Source organism: Mesoterricola sp. MK458, assembly GCF_055384935.1.
In genome coordinates this window covers 4,041,933-4,058,222 of sequence record NZ_AP045075.1, presented here as the reverse complement: position 1 = coordinate 4,058,222, position 16,290 = coordinate 4,041,933, and the positions used below count along the sequence as shown (strand labels likewise).

13 protein-coding genes are annotated in these 16,290 nt (G+C 67.2%); 9 read left to right on the top strand and 4 right to left on the bottom strand.

Annotation, left to right across the window (positions count from 1 at the left end; all coding sequences use genetic code 11):
• Positions 1-4: 4 nt before the first annotated feature.
• A complete protein-coding gene (locus ACZ5LB_RS17790) occupies positions 5-1,471 on the top strand; it encodes a serine/threonine-protein kinase (protein ID WP_464603542.1) in 1,467 nt (488 codons plus the stop codon).
• Here the strand turns inward: ACZ5LB_RS17790 and ACZ5LB_RS17785 are convergent.
• Both ACZ5LB_RS17785 and ACZ5LB_RS17780 read right to left on the bottom strand, forming a co-directional pair.
• Entirely contained in the window at positions 1,465-1,878 is a 414-nt protein-coding gene (locus ACZ5LB_RS17785; protein WP_464603541.1) for a nuclear transport factor 2 family protein, read from the bottom strand. The two genes, ACZ5LB_RS17790 and ACZ5LB_RS17785, sit on opposite strands and share 7 nt — an antisense overlap.
• Entirely contained in the window at positions 1,875-2,393 is a 519-nt protein-coding gene (locus ACZ5LB_RS17780; protein WP_464603540.1) for a class IV adenylate cyclase, read from the bottom strand. The genes ACZ5LB_RS17785 and ACZ5LB_RS17780 overlap by 4 nt, the downstream gene beginning before the upstream one ends.
• A gap of 82 nt (positions 2,394-2,475) precedes the next feature.
• Here ACZ5LB_RS17780 and ACZ5LB_RS17775 point away from each other — a divergent pair, with 82 nt between their 5' ends.
• The 3 genes from ACZ5LB_RS17775 to ACZ5LB_RS17765 all read left to right on the top strand — a co-directional run bounded on the left by ACZ5LB_RS17775 (position 2,476) and on the right by ACZ5LB_RS17765 (position 5,971).
• Positions 2,476-3,756 carry a hypothetical protein gene (locus ACZ5LB_RS17775; protein WP_464603539.1) on the top strand — a complete coding sequence of 427 codons (1,281 nt, stop codon included), beginning with the start codon at positions 2,476-2,478 and terminating at the stop codon, positions 3,754-3,756.
• 72 nt (positions 3,757-3,828) lie between these two features.
• On the top strand, positions 3,829-5,319 hold the full coding sequence (locus ACZ5LB_RS17770; RefSeq protein ID WP_464603538.1) for a response regulator: 1,491 nt from the start codon (positions 3,829-3,831) through the stop codon (positions 5,317-5,319).
• A gap of 4 nt (positions 5,320-5,323) precedes the next feature.
• Positions 5,324-5,971, top strand: a complete 648-nt coding sequence (locus tag ACZ5LB_RS17765; RefSeq protein ID WP_464603537.1) for a hypothetical protein — start codon at positions 5,324-5,326, stop codon at positions 5,969-5,971.
• Between the two features lie 46 nt (positions 5,972-6,017).
• Here the strand turns inward: ACZ5LB_RS17765 and ACZ5LB_RS17760 are convergent, their stop codons facing one another.
• A complete protein-coding gene (locus tag ACZ5LB_RS17760) occupies positions 6,018-7,496 on the bottom strand; it encodes an aminoacyl-histidine dipeptidase (protein ID WP_464603536.1) in 1,479 nt (492 codons plus the stop codon).
• 183 nt (positions 7,497-7,679) lie between these two features.
• Here ACZ5LB_RS17760 and pyrR point away from each other — a divergent pair, with 183 nt between their 5' ends.
• The 3 genes from pyrR (at position 7,680) to gpmI (ending at position 10,815) form a co-directional block, all read left to right on the top strand.
• Positions 7,680-8,225, top strand: coding sequence for a bifunctional pyr operon transcriptional regulator/uracil phosphoribosyltransferase PyrR (gene pyrR, locus ACZ5LB_RS17755; protein ID WP_464603535.1), 546 nt, complete (start codon positions 7,680-7,682; stop codon positions 8,223-8,225).
• Between the two features lie 2 nt (positions 8,226-8,227).
• Complete coding sequence (locus ACZ5LB_RS17750; protein WP_464603534.1) at positions 8,228-9,184, top strand: aspartate carbamoyltransferase catalytic subunit; 957 nt, start codon at positions 8,228-8,230, stop codon at positions 9,182-9,184.
• 107 nt (positions 9,185-9,291) lie between these two features.
• A complete protein-coding gene (gpmI, locus tag ACZ5LB_RS17745; protein ID WP_464603533.1) occupies positions 9,292-10,815 on the top strand; it encodes a 2,3-bisphosphoglycerate-independent phosphoglycerate mutase in 1,524 nt (507 codons plus the stop codon).
• Here gpmI and ACZ5LB_RS17740 read toward each other — a convergent pair.
• Positions 10,812-11,795, bottom strand: coding sequence for an integron integrase (locus tag ACZ5LB_RS17740; protein ID WP_464603532.1), 984 nt, complete (start codon positions 11,793-11,795; stop codon positions 10,812-10,814). The two genes, gpmI and ACZ5LB_RS17740, sit on opposite strands and share 4 nt — an antisense overlap.
• A 1,025-nt stretch (positions 11,796-12,820) precedes the next feature.
• On the opposite strand from ACZ5LB_RS17740, the gene ACZ5LB_RS17735 reads away from it, so the two are divergent.
• Positions 12,821-13,207: a hypothetical protein gene (locus ACZ5LB_RS17735; RefSeq protein WP_464603529.1), complete on the top strand. Its 387-nt coding sequence runs from the start codon at positions 12,821-12,823 to the stop codon at positions 13,205-13,207.
• 1,647 nt (positions 13,208-14,854) lie between these two features.
• Positions 14,855-15,646, top strand: a complete 792-nt coding sequence (locus tag ACZ5LB_RS17730) for a hypothetical protein (RefSeq protein WP_464603531.1) — start codon at positions 14,855-14,857, stop codon at positions 15,644-15,646.
• Positions 15,647-16,290: the final 644 nt, after the last annotated feature.

Here is a 16,290-nt window from a genome sequence, read left to right as displayed (position 1 = left end):
AGCCATGACGAACACCCCCCGCCGCATAGGCAAATTCGAAATCCTGGAAAGCCTTGGCGAAGGCGCCACGGGCGAGGTCTTCCTGGCCCGGGACAGCCTGCTGGGGCGGGAGGTGGCCATCAAGATCCTCCGCGCCGCCCCCGCCTCCCCCGACGCCCGGGACCGGTTCTTCCGGGAGGCCGAGGCCGCGGGCCGCCTCCACCACCCCAACCTCGTCGCCATCCACGAGTACGGCGAGGAGCAGGGCGCGCTCTTCATGGTCATGGAACACGTGCCCGGCGACGACCTGGGCAGGCTCATGGCTTCCGGAGAACTGCCCCCCCGGGAACTGCTGGAGATCCTGGCCCAGGTGTGCGACGGCCTGGCCTTCGCCCACCAGCGCGGCGTGCTCCACCGGGCCATCAACCCCGCCAATATCCGCCTGACGCGCTTCGCGGGCCGCCTCACCGCCAAGATCCTGGACTTCGGCATTCCGCGCCTGGCCGGAAGCGACCCCGCCGCCGGCGCCCTGCCGGGCAGCCTCGGCTACCTGGCCCCCGAGTGCGTCCAGTCCGGCAAGCCCGACGCCCGGTCCGACCTCTTCGCCGTGGGGGCGATCCTGTACGAGGCCCTGGCGGGCTACCCGCCCTTCGGGGGCGAGACCACCGCCACGGTGCTCCACCGCATCGTCAACGAGGAGCCCGCCCCCCTGGACCCGGAACGCCTCGCGGGCATCAGCCCCGCCATCGCGGGCGTCGCGGCCCGGGCCCTGGCCAAGGACCCCACCGCGCGCTACCCCGGCGCCGAGGCCCTGGCTGAGGCCCTGCGCGCGGCCCGGGACCCCTGGTGGAACCCTGCGGAGGACAAGGCCGTCAAGGACGCCAACACCCGCCTGCTGCCCATGCCCGAGAAGGCCCGGAAGCCCGCCCAGGGGCCGGAGGCGCCCGCCTCCCACACCTGGCTCTACCTGGGCGTGGCCGCGGTCACGGCGGCCCTGGTCGCCGGCGGAGGCTGGCTCTGGCTCCGCCACCGCCGCCACCGCCCGGCCCCCGTGGTGATCCAGCCGGTGGCGCCGCCTCCCGTGGCCCCCCCGGTGCAGCCCCCGCCCGAACCTCCGGCCACGGACCCGGCCACGGCCGAGACGGCCCCGGCCGAGCCCCCCAAGACCGAACCCGCCCCGCCCCCGGCCAAGGGCGGGTCCTACGCCACCCTGGACCAGGCCGACCGGGCCCTGGACACGGATCCCAAGGGAGCCCTGGCCTTCCTGGACGCCCTGGTGAAGCGGCAACCGGAGAACGAGCGCGCCGTCGCCCTGCGCATCGCGGCGCTCTACGAGGCCGGCGACTACCGGGGCTGCTCCCTCGCCATCCGGGAGTCCCGGCAGGCCGGGCACGAGCTCTGGCCCATGGCGCTCAGGCATCCCCGCCTGCGCAAGGCGCTGGAGCAGGAGAAGACCACCCCCCACCTATCCAGGCGCAAAGAGGCTCAGTAGTCCCACTGGGCTTCCCGCACCAGCCAGGCCCCGTCCCGCAGCTCCCAGCGCAGGGTGAGGCCCCTGCGCGCCCGGTCTCCGGGAATCAGCTCGCCCCCCGCCCGGCCCGTGAGGACCAGCTGCAGGGACTGCACGGCCCGCGTGCCCTGCACCTCCACCTTCTGCGACAGCACGGTGACCCCCACCTTCTCCCGGCCCAGCACCCCGGCCAGCAGGAGCCGCGCCCCGGCCCGGTCCATGCCCTCGGGCCCCGCGAACCTGGGCGACAGGACCGCGGCCGCGCCGGCGGCGTCCCCGGCCTCCACGGCGCCCCGGGCGCCCTCGAAGGCCTTGCGGATCCGGCCCTCCGGCCCCTCCCGGGAACAGGCCGCCAGGAGCGCCAGGAGGACCGCCCCCAGGGCCCTCACGCCAGCTCCTGGAAAAGCGTCACGTAGCTTCGCGGCTCCACCTGGGCCTCCTCCAGGCCCAGCAGGCCCATGGCCTCGCGGATGGCTTCGGGTGTTCCCTCCAGCTCCAGGTAGCACCCGAAGGACGTTTCGTCCAGGCAGGCCTCCAGCGGCCCCCGGCGCCACACCGACCGGCTCTTGCGCATCTCGAAGGCCGGGCTGAAGCCCAGCTGCGCCAGGATCCCTTCCATGGCCAGGGGGTCAGCCACCGCCGTCTCCAGTTCGGGGCGGATCTTCAGCAGCGGGTCCGGGACCCGCGGCCCCTTCCAGGTGAGCGCGGCCCGCCCGCCGTAGCGGCGGAGGCGGAGCGCGCAGCCCTTCCCGCGCAACTCCCCGTCCCGGTCCCACAGGACGCTCACCTCCCCGCCCTGGGCGTGGACCGGAGCGAACCCGCAGGCCTCCATGCGCAGCCGCGCGGGCTCCAGGGCGGGAATGCGGAACTTCATCTCGATTTCAACGTGCTCGGCATGTTTCATGGCGGGCCATCCACAAATGATTGCATCATGTGCAAGGAGGTTTGACCTAGCGGTGATCCCGAAACGGTACCTATTCGCCAGCATGTTCATCGCTGCGATGCTCATGCTCCTGGCCATCGTACAGGCTCCTCGCACCACGCGCGAGGGCGGCGCCGTGGTGGCGGCCGAGGCGGTGGAACAGACCCTGGACACCTTCGAGACCCTCGCCGAGTGCCGCCTCCGGGACGGCTGGACCCCGCGCTTCCAGGGCGCCCAGGACCCCGACCAGGAGCAGCCCTGGCCCTACGGCGGCGGGTTCGGGACGCCCTGGGAGCCCGCCTCGGCCTACCTGGCCGACCAGGGCCTCGCCCTCAACGGACCCGGCGGCCACAGCGAGGTGACGCTCTGGCGCGGCCTGGAATGGCGCCACTACCGCTTCGACGCCCCCATCGCCAGCGCGCGCCTGGACCCCGCCAAGGGCACCCGGCTCCTGGTGACCCTCACCCTGGGCCAGGGCCGCTTCGAGACCCGCCTGATGGAGATCCCCGAAGGCCGGGTGCTGTGGGCCACCGAAAGCGGCCCCTGGAGCCGTTTCAGCTGGGACGGCCGCGCCGTGCTCCTGGGCCTGCGCCCCCCGCAGCCCGAGGCCGCGCTGCTGCTGGCCTCGCTTCCCGCGGAGGCCGAGCGTCCCGCGGGCACCCTGGCCCCCTGGGACGAGAAGGCCCTGCCCCCGCCGCCCCGGGGCTGGTCAACCCGCGCGGAGCAGCTCTGGGACGACGGCCAGGACCTGCCCGGCGCGCGGCTCCTCACGCCCTGGCAGCCCGGCTCCCGCCTGTGGTTCCCCGCCTGGGACCGCCTCTGGGTTTCCGGCGGCGGGCAGTGGACCCTCTGGACCCTCGCGGACGGCGTCTGGCACCGGGAGGCCACCGGCCCGGGCCAGCTCCAGGCCCACCCCCCCCTGCGCATGGCCCTGGAAGTCCCCGGCCGCAAGGGCGAGCCCGCCCAGCGCAAGACGTCCCCCCTCGACCGCGCCGACTGGACCGAAGTGCCCGCGGACACCCCGCCCTGGCCGGACTACGACCCCGCCTGGACCTGGTGGCGGGAGGACCTGGCCGCCACCACCTGGGACCTGCGCTGGGGCAAGGACACCGCGTCGCTCCGGCCGGAACGCCAGCGCCAGGCCCTCCTGCGCGCCTACCGCCCGGAGTGGATGACAGCCAAGGGACTGCGGGCCTCGGTCAAGGGCTGGATCCCCGACGGCCCCGAGATCGCCCTGAGGGAATTCACCGGATCCGCCTGGGTCTGGGTCGGCGAGCGGGCCCTGCTGGTGCGCCTCCAGCCCACGTCGAGACTGAAGTCCGTGAAGACCGCATTGAAACGTTAGATACCATGTTCCATGGTCTCTGTTAGTGTAAGCGCAGCCACCTCCCCGCAATCCGGCATCCCGAGGTTCCCTATGCCCCGTCTTCTCCTCGTGGACGACAACCAGCGAATCCACCAGATCGTCGAGACGCTCCTGACCGCCACGGACATCGAGCTGACCTGCGCCTCCTCGGGGGCCGAGGCCCTGGACCTGCTGGCCACGGGCGTTTCCTTCGACGTGGCCCTCCTCGACACGACCATGCAGGGCATGGACGGCTGGGAGCTCCTGGACCGCCTGCGCAAGTACGGCGCCACCGCCACCATGCCCATCGCCATGATGGCCGGCGTGCTGGACGTGGTGGACCCCGAGACCGTGCGCAAGGCCCCCATCCAGGGCTTCCTGAAGAAGCCCGTGGAACTCCGCGACCTCGCCGACCGGGTCCGGACCCTCATGGCCACCCCCGTGGAGCCCCCCCCGCCCGAACCGGCCCCCGAGGCCACCACCGGGACCTTCGAGACCCTTCCCTACCTCAAGCTCTCCGACCACCCCCTGCCCGAGACCGACCTGCTCCTGCTGGAACCCTCCGACCTCTTCGTGGAGGAGGCCCCCTCCCCCGAAGCCCCCATGGAGTCGCTGGAACTGGAGGAACTGGACCTGGAGAGCCTCAAGGGCCTGGGCGCCCCCCCGGAAACCCCGGAGGCCGAGGAACCCGCCGTCCTGGACGCCGGAGCCATCCCTGAACTGGCGCCGGAGGACGCCTACGGCAGCGGCATCCTCGAGCTGGGCGTGATCACCGACGAACTGCCCGACCTGGGGCCCACCGCGGAACAGGCCGAGCCCTCCCCCCTTCCCGAACCCGTCCATGCCCCCGCGCCGGACCTGCCCGCGGACTGGGCCGACGAAAGCGAGACGCTCCTGGCCTTCGCCCAGAAGCCCGCCCGCACCGGGGACGCCCTGGCCGCCGCGGCCATGGAAGCCCACAGCGACTTCGACCCCGACAGTTTCCTGGACCAGGATCAGGGCCCCTCCCCCACCCCCGCCTTCCTGCCGGAAGTCCCCGAGTACGTGACCCCCACGCGCCTCACCCAGGTGTCGGAGGCCGACGTGCTGGGCGACATCGGCGACGTGCCGGACCTGGAGGACCTCGCCGTCCTGGACGATGCGCCCCTGGCGGCGGGCAAGGCGACCGTGCCCCCCTGGGCCACCACCGTCAGCCTCCTGGACCGGGTGCAGCCCACCGAGGCGGAGCCCGAGCCTGTGCACGCCCCCGAAGCCACCCAGGAGGCCATTCCCGAAGCCGTTCCTGAAGCCATTGCCGAAGCCATCCCCGAAGCCATTCCTGAAGCCGTTCACGAAGCCATCCCCGAAGCCGTTCCCGAAGCCGTTCCCCAAGCCATCCCGGTCGCCGCGGCACCCGAACCGCTGGCCGCGGGCGCCGCCGATCCCCTCGCGGCCCTGCTGGCGGACCCGGTCCTCATGGACCGCCTGGCCAAGGCCGTGGTCGCCCGGTTGGGCGACCAGGCCCTCCGGGAAATCGCCTGGGAGGTCATGCCCGAGCTGGCGGACCGGCTCCACCGGGGCTGACGCGATGATCACCGGCTACAACACCGACGTCCGCCACGGCAACCGCGTCTTCCACGTGCAGACCGAGGACAAGGGCCTGGCCAACCCCAAGATCGAGACCCTCATCTACGTGGGCGGCGAGATCCTGGACAGCTACCGGGGCACCTACGAGGACCTGCTGGCCGAGGTCCCCCTGCAGGAGAGCGCCATCCAGGCCCGCATGGACGACCAGCACAAGTCGGTCATCCGCGACATCAAGAACGGCAAGTACGACGCCACCCCCAACGACCCCCTCCTCGCCGAGCGCAGCGTCTTCAACGACAAGCCCCTGGACCAGGCCATCCTGGAGTACCTCCAGCAGGAAGGCGACACCGACACCCTCGAGATGGTGCTGGACGAGCCCATGCTCCCGAAGTTCGGGGGCCTGTTCCAGATCCGCATCCGCGCCCGGCTCTGCGTGAGCCAGAACCCCGTGCCCGGCGCCGACGTGACGGTCCGCCTCATCTCCAGCCTCAAGAAGGCCACCACCCTCACCACCGGCAGGACCGACGCCGAGGGCCAGTTCCTCACCAAGGTGGAACTCCCCCCCAGCCAGCCCGGCCACTGCGCCGTGGTGATCGCGTGCGCCTCCGAGTTCGGGAACGACGAGGTGCGCGCGCTGATCACCGCCTAGGAAAAGGGCCGCCCGAAGGCGGCCCTTTCCGGGAGGCGGAGACGTCCTAGACGTTTTCCAGGACGGCCACCAGGAGCTTCCAGAAGTTGCCCACGGAGGCGATGCTCACGCTCTCGTCGGGGGTGTGCACGTCCCACATGCTGGGCCCGAAGGAGACCATCTGCATGCCGGGATACTTCTCGCCGATCAGGCCGCACTCCAGGCCCGCGTGGATGGCCTTGATGGCCATGGGCTTGCCGAAGGTCTTCTCGTGCACGGCGTTGACCACCTTGACCAGGGCGGCCTTGGGGTCGGGCTTCCAGCCGGGGTAGCCGTCGCCGCGCTTGGCGGTGAAGCCCGCGAGCTCGCAGGAGGCGGAGATGCGGTTGGCCATGTCCAGCTTGGCGCTGGCGATGGAGCTGCGCTGGCTGGTGGAGATCTCGATGGTGTCGCCCTTGGTGGAGATGATGGCGAGGTTCGTGGAAGTCTGGACCAGGCCCTCGATGTCGGGGCTGTTGGATTCGACGCCGTGGGCGACGGTGTAGAGGAAGTTCACCACGGCGCGGGCGTCGCGGTCCTCCATGACCTGGGCCGGGGCGTCGGCCTTGGGCTCGACCTCCATGGCCAGGCCCGGATCGAAGGCGCCCAGGGCGGAGCGGTAGTCCTGCTCCAGGCCCTTGACCGCCGCCTGGAACTCGGCGAGGCGGGCCGCGTCCATGTGGAAGACCGCGGAGGCCTCGCGGGGGATCGCGTTGCGCTTGTTGCCGCCGGCCAGGGACACCAGCTCCATGCCGAAGCGGGGCGCCAGGGTCCAGAGGACGCCGGCCAGGATGCGCAGCGCGTTGCCGCGGCCCTGGTGGATCTCCACGCCGGAGTGGCCGCCCTTGAGGCCCAGGACCTTCAGCCGGTAGGCGGTCTTGCCCGCGGTGGCCGGACGCAGCGCGACCTTGCGGGTGGCCATGGTGTCCACGCCGCCGGCGCAGCCGATGGTGAGGTCCCCTTCCTCCTCGCTGTCGAGGTTCAGGAGGTACTTGGCCTTGAGGACGCCCTCGGCGAGGCCGCCAGCGCCGGTGAGGCCGGTCTCCTCGTCGATGGTCACGAGCACTTCCAGGGGCCCGTGCTTGATGGTGGTGGATTCCAGCACGGCCAGGGCCGCCGCCACGCCCACGCCGTTGTCCGCGCCCAGGGTGGTGCCCGTGGCCATCAGGCGGTCGCCGTCCCGCCGCAGGGCGATGGGGTCCTTGAGGAAATCGTGCTGCGTGGCCTCGTTCTTCTCGCAGACCATGTCCACGTGGGCCTGCAGGGCCGTCATGGGCGCCCCTTCGCGGCCGGGGGTGGCCTTCTTGCTGATGATGACGTTGCCCACGGCGTCGCGGACCACGGTGCAGCCCAGGGCCTTGGCCTGGTCAGCCACCCACTGGGCCGCGGCCGCCTCGTTCTTGGACCCCCGGGGGATCTTCGACAGGGCCAGGAAGTACTTCCAGAGGCCGGCGGGTTCGAGGGTCCCAAGGTCCGCCTGGGCCTTGGCTTCCATGACGTTTTCCATGACTTGCCTCCGTGGGTTGCAGCCGTTGGGGACCTTCGGTCCACCGCTGTTTCGATTTCAACCAAAGGGTAGCAAACAAAGGCCGTGACCAAACTCATTTCGTCCGCTTTTCGCTTATGGGGCGCCGGGGCGCCCCTCCAGTTCCGATACACTGGAGCCCGAGGTACCACCCAGGAGCCCCCGATGCCCCAAGCGAACGCCCCATGCCTGCTGGACGCGAAGCAGATGGAGGTCCACCTTCAGCGCCTGTGCCGCGAGATCTCCGCCCTGTTCGGGAGCGACGACGCCATCGCCCTCCTGGGCATCCGCACCCGGGGCCTGTACCTGGCCGAGCGCCTCCAGGCCATGCTGGAATCCAACCTCCAGAAGGAGATCCCCCTGGGGGTCCTGGACATCACCCTGTACCGGGACGACCTGTCCGAACTGGCGGGAAGCCCCATCGTCCGCCCCACGGAGATCCCCTTCAGCCTCAAGGACCGTTCCGTGATCCTGGTGGACGACGTGCTCTTCACCGGGCGCACCATCCGGGCCGCCCTGGACGCCCTGCTGGACCACGGCCGCCCCAAGCGGGTGTGGCTGGCGGTCCTGGTGGACCGGGGGGGCCGCGAGCTGCCCATCCAGGCCGAGTTCGTGGGCATCAAGATGGACGTGCCCATGACCAGCCGGGTGTCGGTGCACATGAAGGACGTGGACGGCGAGGACGCCGTCCTCCTCGAGAGCCGGAACTAGCCATGCCCCAGACCTACCGCTTCCCCCACCGCCACCTGCTGGGCATCGAGCCCCTGAGCCCCCAGGACATCACCGCCATCCTCGACCAGGCCCGGGCCTTCGAGGAGGTCTGCGAGCGCCCCGAGATCAAGATCGTCCCGGCCCTGCGCAAGCGCCTGATCGTCAACCTCTTCTTCGAGAACTCCACGCGCACCCGCAACAGCTTCGAGATCGCCGAGAAGCGCCTGTCCGCGGAGATCATCAACTTCGACGCCGACACCAGCTCCCTCAGCAAGGGCGAGACCCTGGTGGACACCGCGCTCAACCTCCAGGCCATGCACCCCGACCTGATCGTCATGCGCCACTCCGCCCCCGGGGCCCATGCCCTGCTGGCGCGCCACATGAAGGCCAGCATCGTCAACGCCGGCGACGGCGCCCACGAGCACCCCACCCAGGCCCTGCTGGACGCCTACACCCTGCGCAAGCGCTTCGGCAGGCTCGACGGCCTGCGGGTGGCCATCGTGGGCGACATCCGCAACAGCCGGGTGGTCCGCTCCAACCTCTGGCTCCTCACCAAGATGGGCGCCCACGTGACCCTGGTCGGCCCCCCCACCCTCGTGCCGGCGGAGCTCAAGGAGACCTGGCCCGGCATCGAGATCGTCCACGAGCTCGAGCCCATCCTGCCCCACCAGGACGCCGTCATGATGCTGCGCTGCCAGTTCGAGCGGGGCACCGGCGCCTTCATCCCCGGCCAGGGCGAATACGTCCGCTTCTACCAGCTCAACGCCCAGCGCCTCAGGCTCTGCCGCCCCGACGTGGCCGTGCTCCACCCCGGCCCCATCAACCGCGGCGTGGAGATCACCTCCGAAGTGGCCGACGGCCCCAACAACCTCATCCTCGACCAGGTCACCAACGGCGTTCCCGTGCGCATGGCGGTCCTGTTCCTCCTCTGCAACCCCCACGGGGAGCAGGTGCCCTGATCCCACCGCGGGGGGACCGCGCGCGAACGGCGTTCGCGCTCCGTCCCCCCACACCCCCACTTCAGGCCCAGGCGGAGCCTGGGCCTGAAGTCCAGCAAGGAACCCCGATGATCCAAGGTCCAGTCACCCTCCTCATCCTCGACGGCTTCGGGGATGGTCCCCGCAACGCCTTCGACGCCACCTTCGTCGCGGGCATGGCCAACCTGTCCGACCTGCGCCGGCGCTTCGCGGCCACCCAGCTCAACGCCGGGGGCGAGGCCGTGGGCCTTCCCGAGGGCCAGTTCGGCAACTCCGAAGTGGGCCACATGAACCTGGGCGCCGGCCGCGTGGTGTGGCAGGAGCTCACGCGCATCGACGCCGCCATCCGCAAGGGCACCTTCCGCGAGAACCCCGCCATGGGCGGGCTGCTGGCCTCCCTCAAGGCCTCCGGCAAGCGCCTCCACCTCCTGGGCCTGGTGTCCGACGGCGGCGTGCACAGCCACCAGAACCACCTGGTGGCCCTGGCCCAGTGGGCCCAGGCGGAAGGGGTCCCCACCGTCATCCACGCGTTCCTGGACGGCCGCGACACGGAGCAGAAGAGCGCCGACGGCTACCTCCAGTGGCTGGCCTTCCAGCTGCGCAACTGCCCCCTGGTGCAGATCGGCTCCCTCATGGGCCGCTACGTCGTCATGGACCGCGACAAGCGCTGGGAGCGCGTGGCGCGCGCCTGGAAGCTCCTGGCGGAGGGCGTGGGCGAATTCCAGGCCGGCGACGCCCAGGAGGCCATCAAGGCCGCCTACGACCGGGGGGAGACCGACGAGTTCGTCAGCCCCACGCGCCTCGCGGGCTTCGAGCCCCTGCAGGACGGCGACGGCGCCATCTTCTTCAACTTCCGGGCCGACCGCGCCCGGGAGTTCAGCCACGCCCTGGTGGATCCCGCCTTCGACGGCTTCCCCCGCCCGGTCTGGCCCAAGGTGAGCCTCGTCACCTTCACCGCCTACGAGACCGACCTCGCACCCCTGGTCGAGGTGGCCTACCCGCCCCAGAACCTCACCCGCATCCTGGGGGAGCTGGTGGCCGAACGCGGCTGGAAGCAGCTTCGCACCGCCGAGACCGAGAAGTACGCCCACGTCACCTACTTCTTCAACGGCGGACGGGAGGAGCCCTTCCCGGGCGAGGAGCGCGTCCTGGTGCCCAGCCCCAAGGTGGCCACCTACGAGCTACAGCCGGAGATGAGCGCCCACGAGGTGGTGCGCGGCCTCGTGAAGGCCATCGAGGCCGGCCAGCACCGCCTCCTGGTGTGCAACCTGGCCAACCCCGACATGGTGGGCCACACCGGCGACCTCAACGCCGCCAGCGCCGCCTGCGCCGTGGTGGACGACGCCATCCGCCAGATCGCCGCCGCCACCCTGGCCAAGGACGGCGCCCTCCTCGTCACCGCCGACCACGGCAACTGCGAATGCATGCGCGACGAGAAGGGCAACCCCCACACCGCGCACACCACCAACCCCGTCCCCGCCGTCCTGGTGGCCAAGGGCTTCGAGGCCCGTCAGTTGCGCGCCGGCGGCGCCCTCTCCGACGTGGCCCCCACCCTGCTCAAGCTCCTGGGCATGGACCAGCCCGCGGAAATGGACGGCGTCAGCCTCTTCTAAATCTCGTCCAACGGGCTCGTCACGCCCCGGCCCCCGCGGTTCAGCACGTGGGTGTAGATCATGGTCGTCTCCACGTCCTTGTGCCCCAGGAGCTCCTGGATGGTGCGGATGTCCTGCCCCGCGTGGAGCAGGTGGGTGGCGAAGGAATGGCGCAGCGTGTGGGGCGTCACCGGCTTGACCAGACCCGCCCGCTGCCCCGCGATGCGGAAGGCCTTCTGGACGCTCTCCGGGTGGATGTGGTGCCGCCGGAGGGCCTCCCCCCGCGGATCCCTGGACCGCACCGGCGAAGGGAACACCCACTGCCACCCCCAGGAGGTCGCCGCCATGGGGCATTTCTCCGCCAGCGCATCCGGAAGCCAGACCCCCGCCACCCCCTCCTCCAGATCCAGGGCATGGAGCCCCTCCGCCACCAGCAGCTGCCGCTTCAGCGCCCCCTTCAGGGATTCCGGCAACACCGTCACCCGGTCCTTGCCCCCCTTCCCTTCCCGCACGACGATCTCCCCCCGCTCGAACTCCAGATCCTTGACCCGCAGCCGGAGCCCCTCCATCAGCCGCATCCCGGTCCCGTACAGCAGGCGCCCCACCAGGGCCGCGATCCCGTCCAGGTTGCCAAGGAGCACCCGGACCTCCCCCGGCGTCAGCACCACGGGAAGCCGCCGCGGCACCTTCGCCTGCACCACCCCCGAAAGCCAAGGCAGGTCCATGCCCAGGACATGCTTGTAGAGGAACAGCAACGCGGCCTTCGCCTGATTCTGCGTGGCCGCCGCCACCCCCCTTCCGCTCGCAAGGAAGGACAGGAACGCCTCCACCTCCACCGCCCCCATGTCCGCCGGATGCCGCTTCCCATGGAAGAGGATGAACCTCCGCGCCCACGCGACGTACGTTTCCTCCGTCCGCAGGCTGTAATGTCGCACCCGGATCTCCGCCCGCATCCGGTCCAGCAGTTTGGGAGCCTTCCCTGGAGCCTGGGCCTTTTCCATCCCGGGATTCTAGGCGACGAACCCCCGAAGCAAAATGCTAAATTCTTTATCTTGTTATCTTCCTTTCATTCCTTAAACCGCCGGGGTTCACCATTTCGACCTGGCACCGGGGGGGACCCATTGGCCGTGGTGGAACTGGGCGAGATAATCTTGATCCGAACGTTTTTGGTACGCCAAAGCCCGCACCACTAGCTAGAATTCAAGGCATATCAGCGTCTACCCAACCCCCTTCACGGTTAGGCCAACCAGGATCACTTTTCAAGGTTGGCCCAATTTAAGTTAGGGCCTTGGGGGCGCAGGAACCCATGGGCCCAGTTGTGCGCCGCGTCATGAGGCGGCTCCCCGCAAAGCCAGGGTGGGAGGGCTTCTCCGCGCCAATCTCAGTGAGCGTCACCGAACCGGTTAACATCACCAAGCGTTACGGTACCCTTCGGATCAATCGGCGCCCTTCTCCTTCGGGCGTTTCAACTGAACGCCCATCCCACCGCGCCGTCCCAACGAGGTAATATTCGCGCGCCGGTCCTAACCCAGCGTTCGAGGTCGGACCCCAACCTGACCTTCTCCCTTTGAGGTAACATCTTTCCAATCCACCTTCTCCTCCGTTCGCGCCGCCAGGTTGGGGCCGACTCAACTTCGGCGTTAGGGCATGGGGCGCGATGAAACCCAGGGCCCAGGAGTGCGCCGCGTCCTTCAGCGCCTCCCCCGAAAGCCGCGGTATGCGGGCCTCTTCGCATCGGCCTCAGTGGGCGAAAAGCCCAGAGCTACACCACCAGGGCAAACCGCAACTCGATGGGCAATCAGCGCCCTTCTCCTCCGAGCGCTTCAACTGAACGCCCATCCCACCGCGCCGTCCCAACGAGGTAATATTCGCGCGCCGGTCCTAACCCAGCGTTCGAGGTCGGACCCCAACCTGACCTTCTCCCTTTGAGGTAGCATCTATCCAATCGTCCTTCCCCCCCGTCCGCGCCGCCAGGTTGGGGCCGACTCAACTTCAGCGTTAGGCCACCACCCCAGTGAGGCGATCCATGCCTATTCCCTCTAACTTCGTTCGTCAATTTTTACTTCTGAGTTCCCTTGTCGCAACCACGGTGGTGATGGGGCATTCCCTTTCTCCGAACTCTCATATCAAGCTCCACGGTTGTTGGCATTCAATTCCGTCCGTAGCCCAAGACCCAGTTGAAATCGAATTCACACCCAACGGTGAAATGTTCTATTCCTTCGAATCCAATCATCACTGGAGCATCATCAAGCTTACTTACAAAATAGAAAAGAACATCATCATTAGCGATCAACCCTCTCATCCCCGAGAACAACGCACCAACTTCAAAATCGAGAAAGATGGCACTTTGGTTTTAGAACTTAATGGTGAAACGACACGGTACCGTCGCGGTCCAAAACGTGCGCCCAACTGATCTCCCATCCAAAGGCGCCGTCCCAACGAGGTAATATTGGCGCGCCGGTCCTAACCCAGCGTTCGAGGTCGGACCCCAACCTGACCTTCTCCCTTTGAGGTAACATCATTCCAATCTTCCTTCTCCTCCGTTCGCGCCGCCAGGTTGGGGCCGACTCAACTTCGGCGTTAGGCATCCGCGATGTATTCCGACGATTCTTTGTGGACGTACGACCAGGCTCTCCGATTTGCGAAGGATGGGACAAGGTGGCACTTTGTCAGAAGGGACATCAACGGTGAGCCCTTTTCGGAACACCCTCTGGAACTGTTTTTTCGAAACGATGCTCGAACGGTCTTTGGCGTAATCCACTTCGAAAGGGCAAGGGATTTCCCGTTCAAACGTTACGAATCCCTTGTTGGAAAAATTATGAACAATCCTGAATACAGGAATGGATTCGTTGCGCCAGAATCCCAATCAATCTGGCTGAAATCTTGGAAGTAGCGAATTCCAATCGCGCCGTCCCAACGAGGTAATATTGGCGCGCCGGTCCTAACCCAGCGTTCGAGGTCGGACCCCAACCTGACCTTCTCCCTTTGAGGTAACATCTTTCCAATCCTCCTTCTCCCCCGTTCGCGCCGCCAGGTTGGGGCCGACTCAACTTCGGCGTTAGGGCATGGGGCGCGAAGAACCCCGGGGCCCAGCGTCGCGCCGCGTCCTTCTGCGGCTCTCCGCGACGTCAATTAGGAATGTGCGCCGCACACGGGTAATTGTCGTCGCGGAGCGGCTCCCCCGAAGGCCACGGTAGGCGGGTTTCCCCGCGCCGGCCTCAGTGGGCGAAAAGCCCAGATCTACATCACCAGGGCAAGCCGCAGCCCGATGGGCAATCAGCGCCCTTCTCCTCCGGGCGCTTCAACTGAACGCCCATCCCACCGTGCCGTCTCAACGAGGTAATGTTGGCGCGCCGGTCCTAACCCAGCGTTCGAGGTCGGACCCCAACCTGACCTTCTCCCTTTGAGGTACCATCTATCCAATCCTCCTTCTCCCCCGTTCGCGCCGCCAGGTTGGGGCCGACTCAACTTCGGCGTTAGGAATCCATGGCCCGCAAACTCATTGCCATCCTCCTTTCCCTGTGGGGCTGGCTTTGCCTTTACGGGGTTTTCTACTACACATGGCTTTACTACCGCAGTCCGGCAAACCCGCTCCGCGAGGAATGCTGGGGGGGGGTTGGGCTCGCTTGGGGGTTTGGCCTGATTACTTGGATTGGCCTGCCGATCATCTCGGCATTCTCAGCAAAGCAGTTTGGGCGCCTACTTCTCTATGGCCTTAACCTTCCCGTAGCAATCGCGCTTGTTTACTTTTGTTGGTACTGGGCACCAGCACCGATACGCTCCTTGTTCCATCGCTCTTCGCTCGAATCAAATATCATCCACCGCACACCCGCCTAGACCCCTCAAACCACCGCGTCGTCCCAACGAGGTAATATTGGCGCGCCGGTCCTAACCCAGCGTTCGAGGTCGGACCCCAACCTGACCTTCTCCCTTTGAGGTAGCATCAATCCAATCCTCCTTCTCCACCGTTCGCGCCGCCAGGTTGGGGCCGACTCAACTTCGGCGTTAGGCATCTCAAGGCACCATTCTCCAATGCCGTCCAAACCCCATTAGGCATCCAATGAACCCAACGATACGTGGTCTCACCCTGATACTTGCGTGCGTCTCTGCGGCCTCTGCAGAGGAATCAAAAGCCGGGCGACCGAATTCATCTCAGGCCCTCCCAACCATCCGCCCAGTATTGCCTCCACAAGCACTCAAAGATCCGACTGATCTGCTTCCACATCTGAAACGGCTCGTCCTGGGCAAAGACCTTCGCGAACTCCAAATTCTCACCCCTAGTGATCTCTCAGACTTCTACGGAAATACATGGTGGTTCCACAACCACGCTGGGCAACTCGACGTGACCCTCAGCTCTGAGGAAATTCAGGTGCTGGGAGTTGAAGAGGTCGCAAGCCTCGGCTACCTGGCCCCTGAAGTGAGTCTTCACGCGCTTGAAAAACGAACCCAGGATATCGAGAAGGGCGTACCTCCACCCATTGATGACCCAATAGCCAAATTCAATCCGGCCTTGATTGACAAGATGCCCGGCAATAAGGACGCGGCGTTCCTCCAAGACTATGAAACTATCAGCGGCCGTTTGCACCGAAACACTTACGGCGCAGGCCTATACCGTCTATTCAAGGCTATCCCGCCCAGCCTCTGGGAATCCTTGCAAATCCAGAAGGTCAATCCAAGCTCAAGCAATCCTAAAGACACCCACATAGTTATTGGCATCGGTGAGATTCCAGTCGTGGAATTGACAACCAGGAGTGGCCCAAATGGTTCTATAGCCTTAATCTATGTCCACTACCTCATTTGGCCGTCGAAATTGAGAAAGTTTGCAGAATCACTTTCTCCTTCTATTACATAATGCGCCGATGCTTCGTTCACACCATCCAACGTCCGTCTGCATAACCCCGCGCTCGACCCTGGACCTCAAAGTGCCTTCATCCCACCTTCTATCCTCGAACCCCATCCACCTTCCTCGCCGACCGCGCCGCCACTTTGAGTCCGGTCAGCTGTGCCGTTAGGTAGCTTGTTCCGCGCTGACCAGCGAGCCCAGTGGACGCGCCGTCGGTGAGTTCAAGCCTTGCATCCGCCAGTGAGCGCTACTGAACCTTCATCATCATCACCCAAGGGACCCGGCACCTGCCGGTAAGGAGCCAGCTCTTCAGACCAATTGCAGTCCAGTCGTTCAGCCCGGTCCAAAGGCGCCGTCACAGCGCGGCTTGATTGGCGCGCCGCTCCTAACCTAGCGTTCGAGGTCGGACCCCAACCTGCCTCTCGCCTCTGGTGGTATCGTCATTCCAATCTCCCTTCTCCCTCGTTCGCGCCGCCAGGTTGGGGCCGACTCAACTTCGGCGTTAGGGATGAGGCGCGAAGAGTTTCAGGGCCCAGCAGTGCGCCGCGTCCTGCAGCGGCTCCCACCAAAACCACGGTAGGCGGGCTTCTCCGCGCCGGCCTCAGTGGGCGTCACCGAGCCGGTTAACATCACCAAGCGTTGCGGTACCCTTC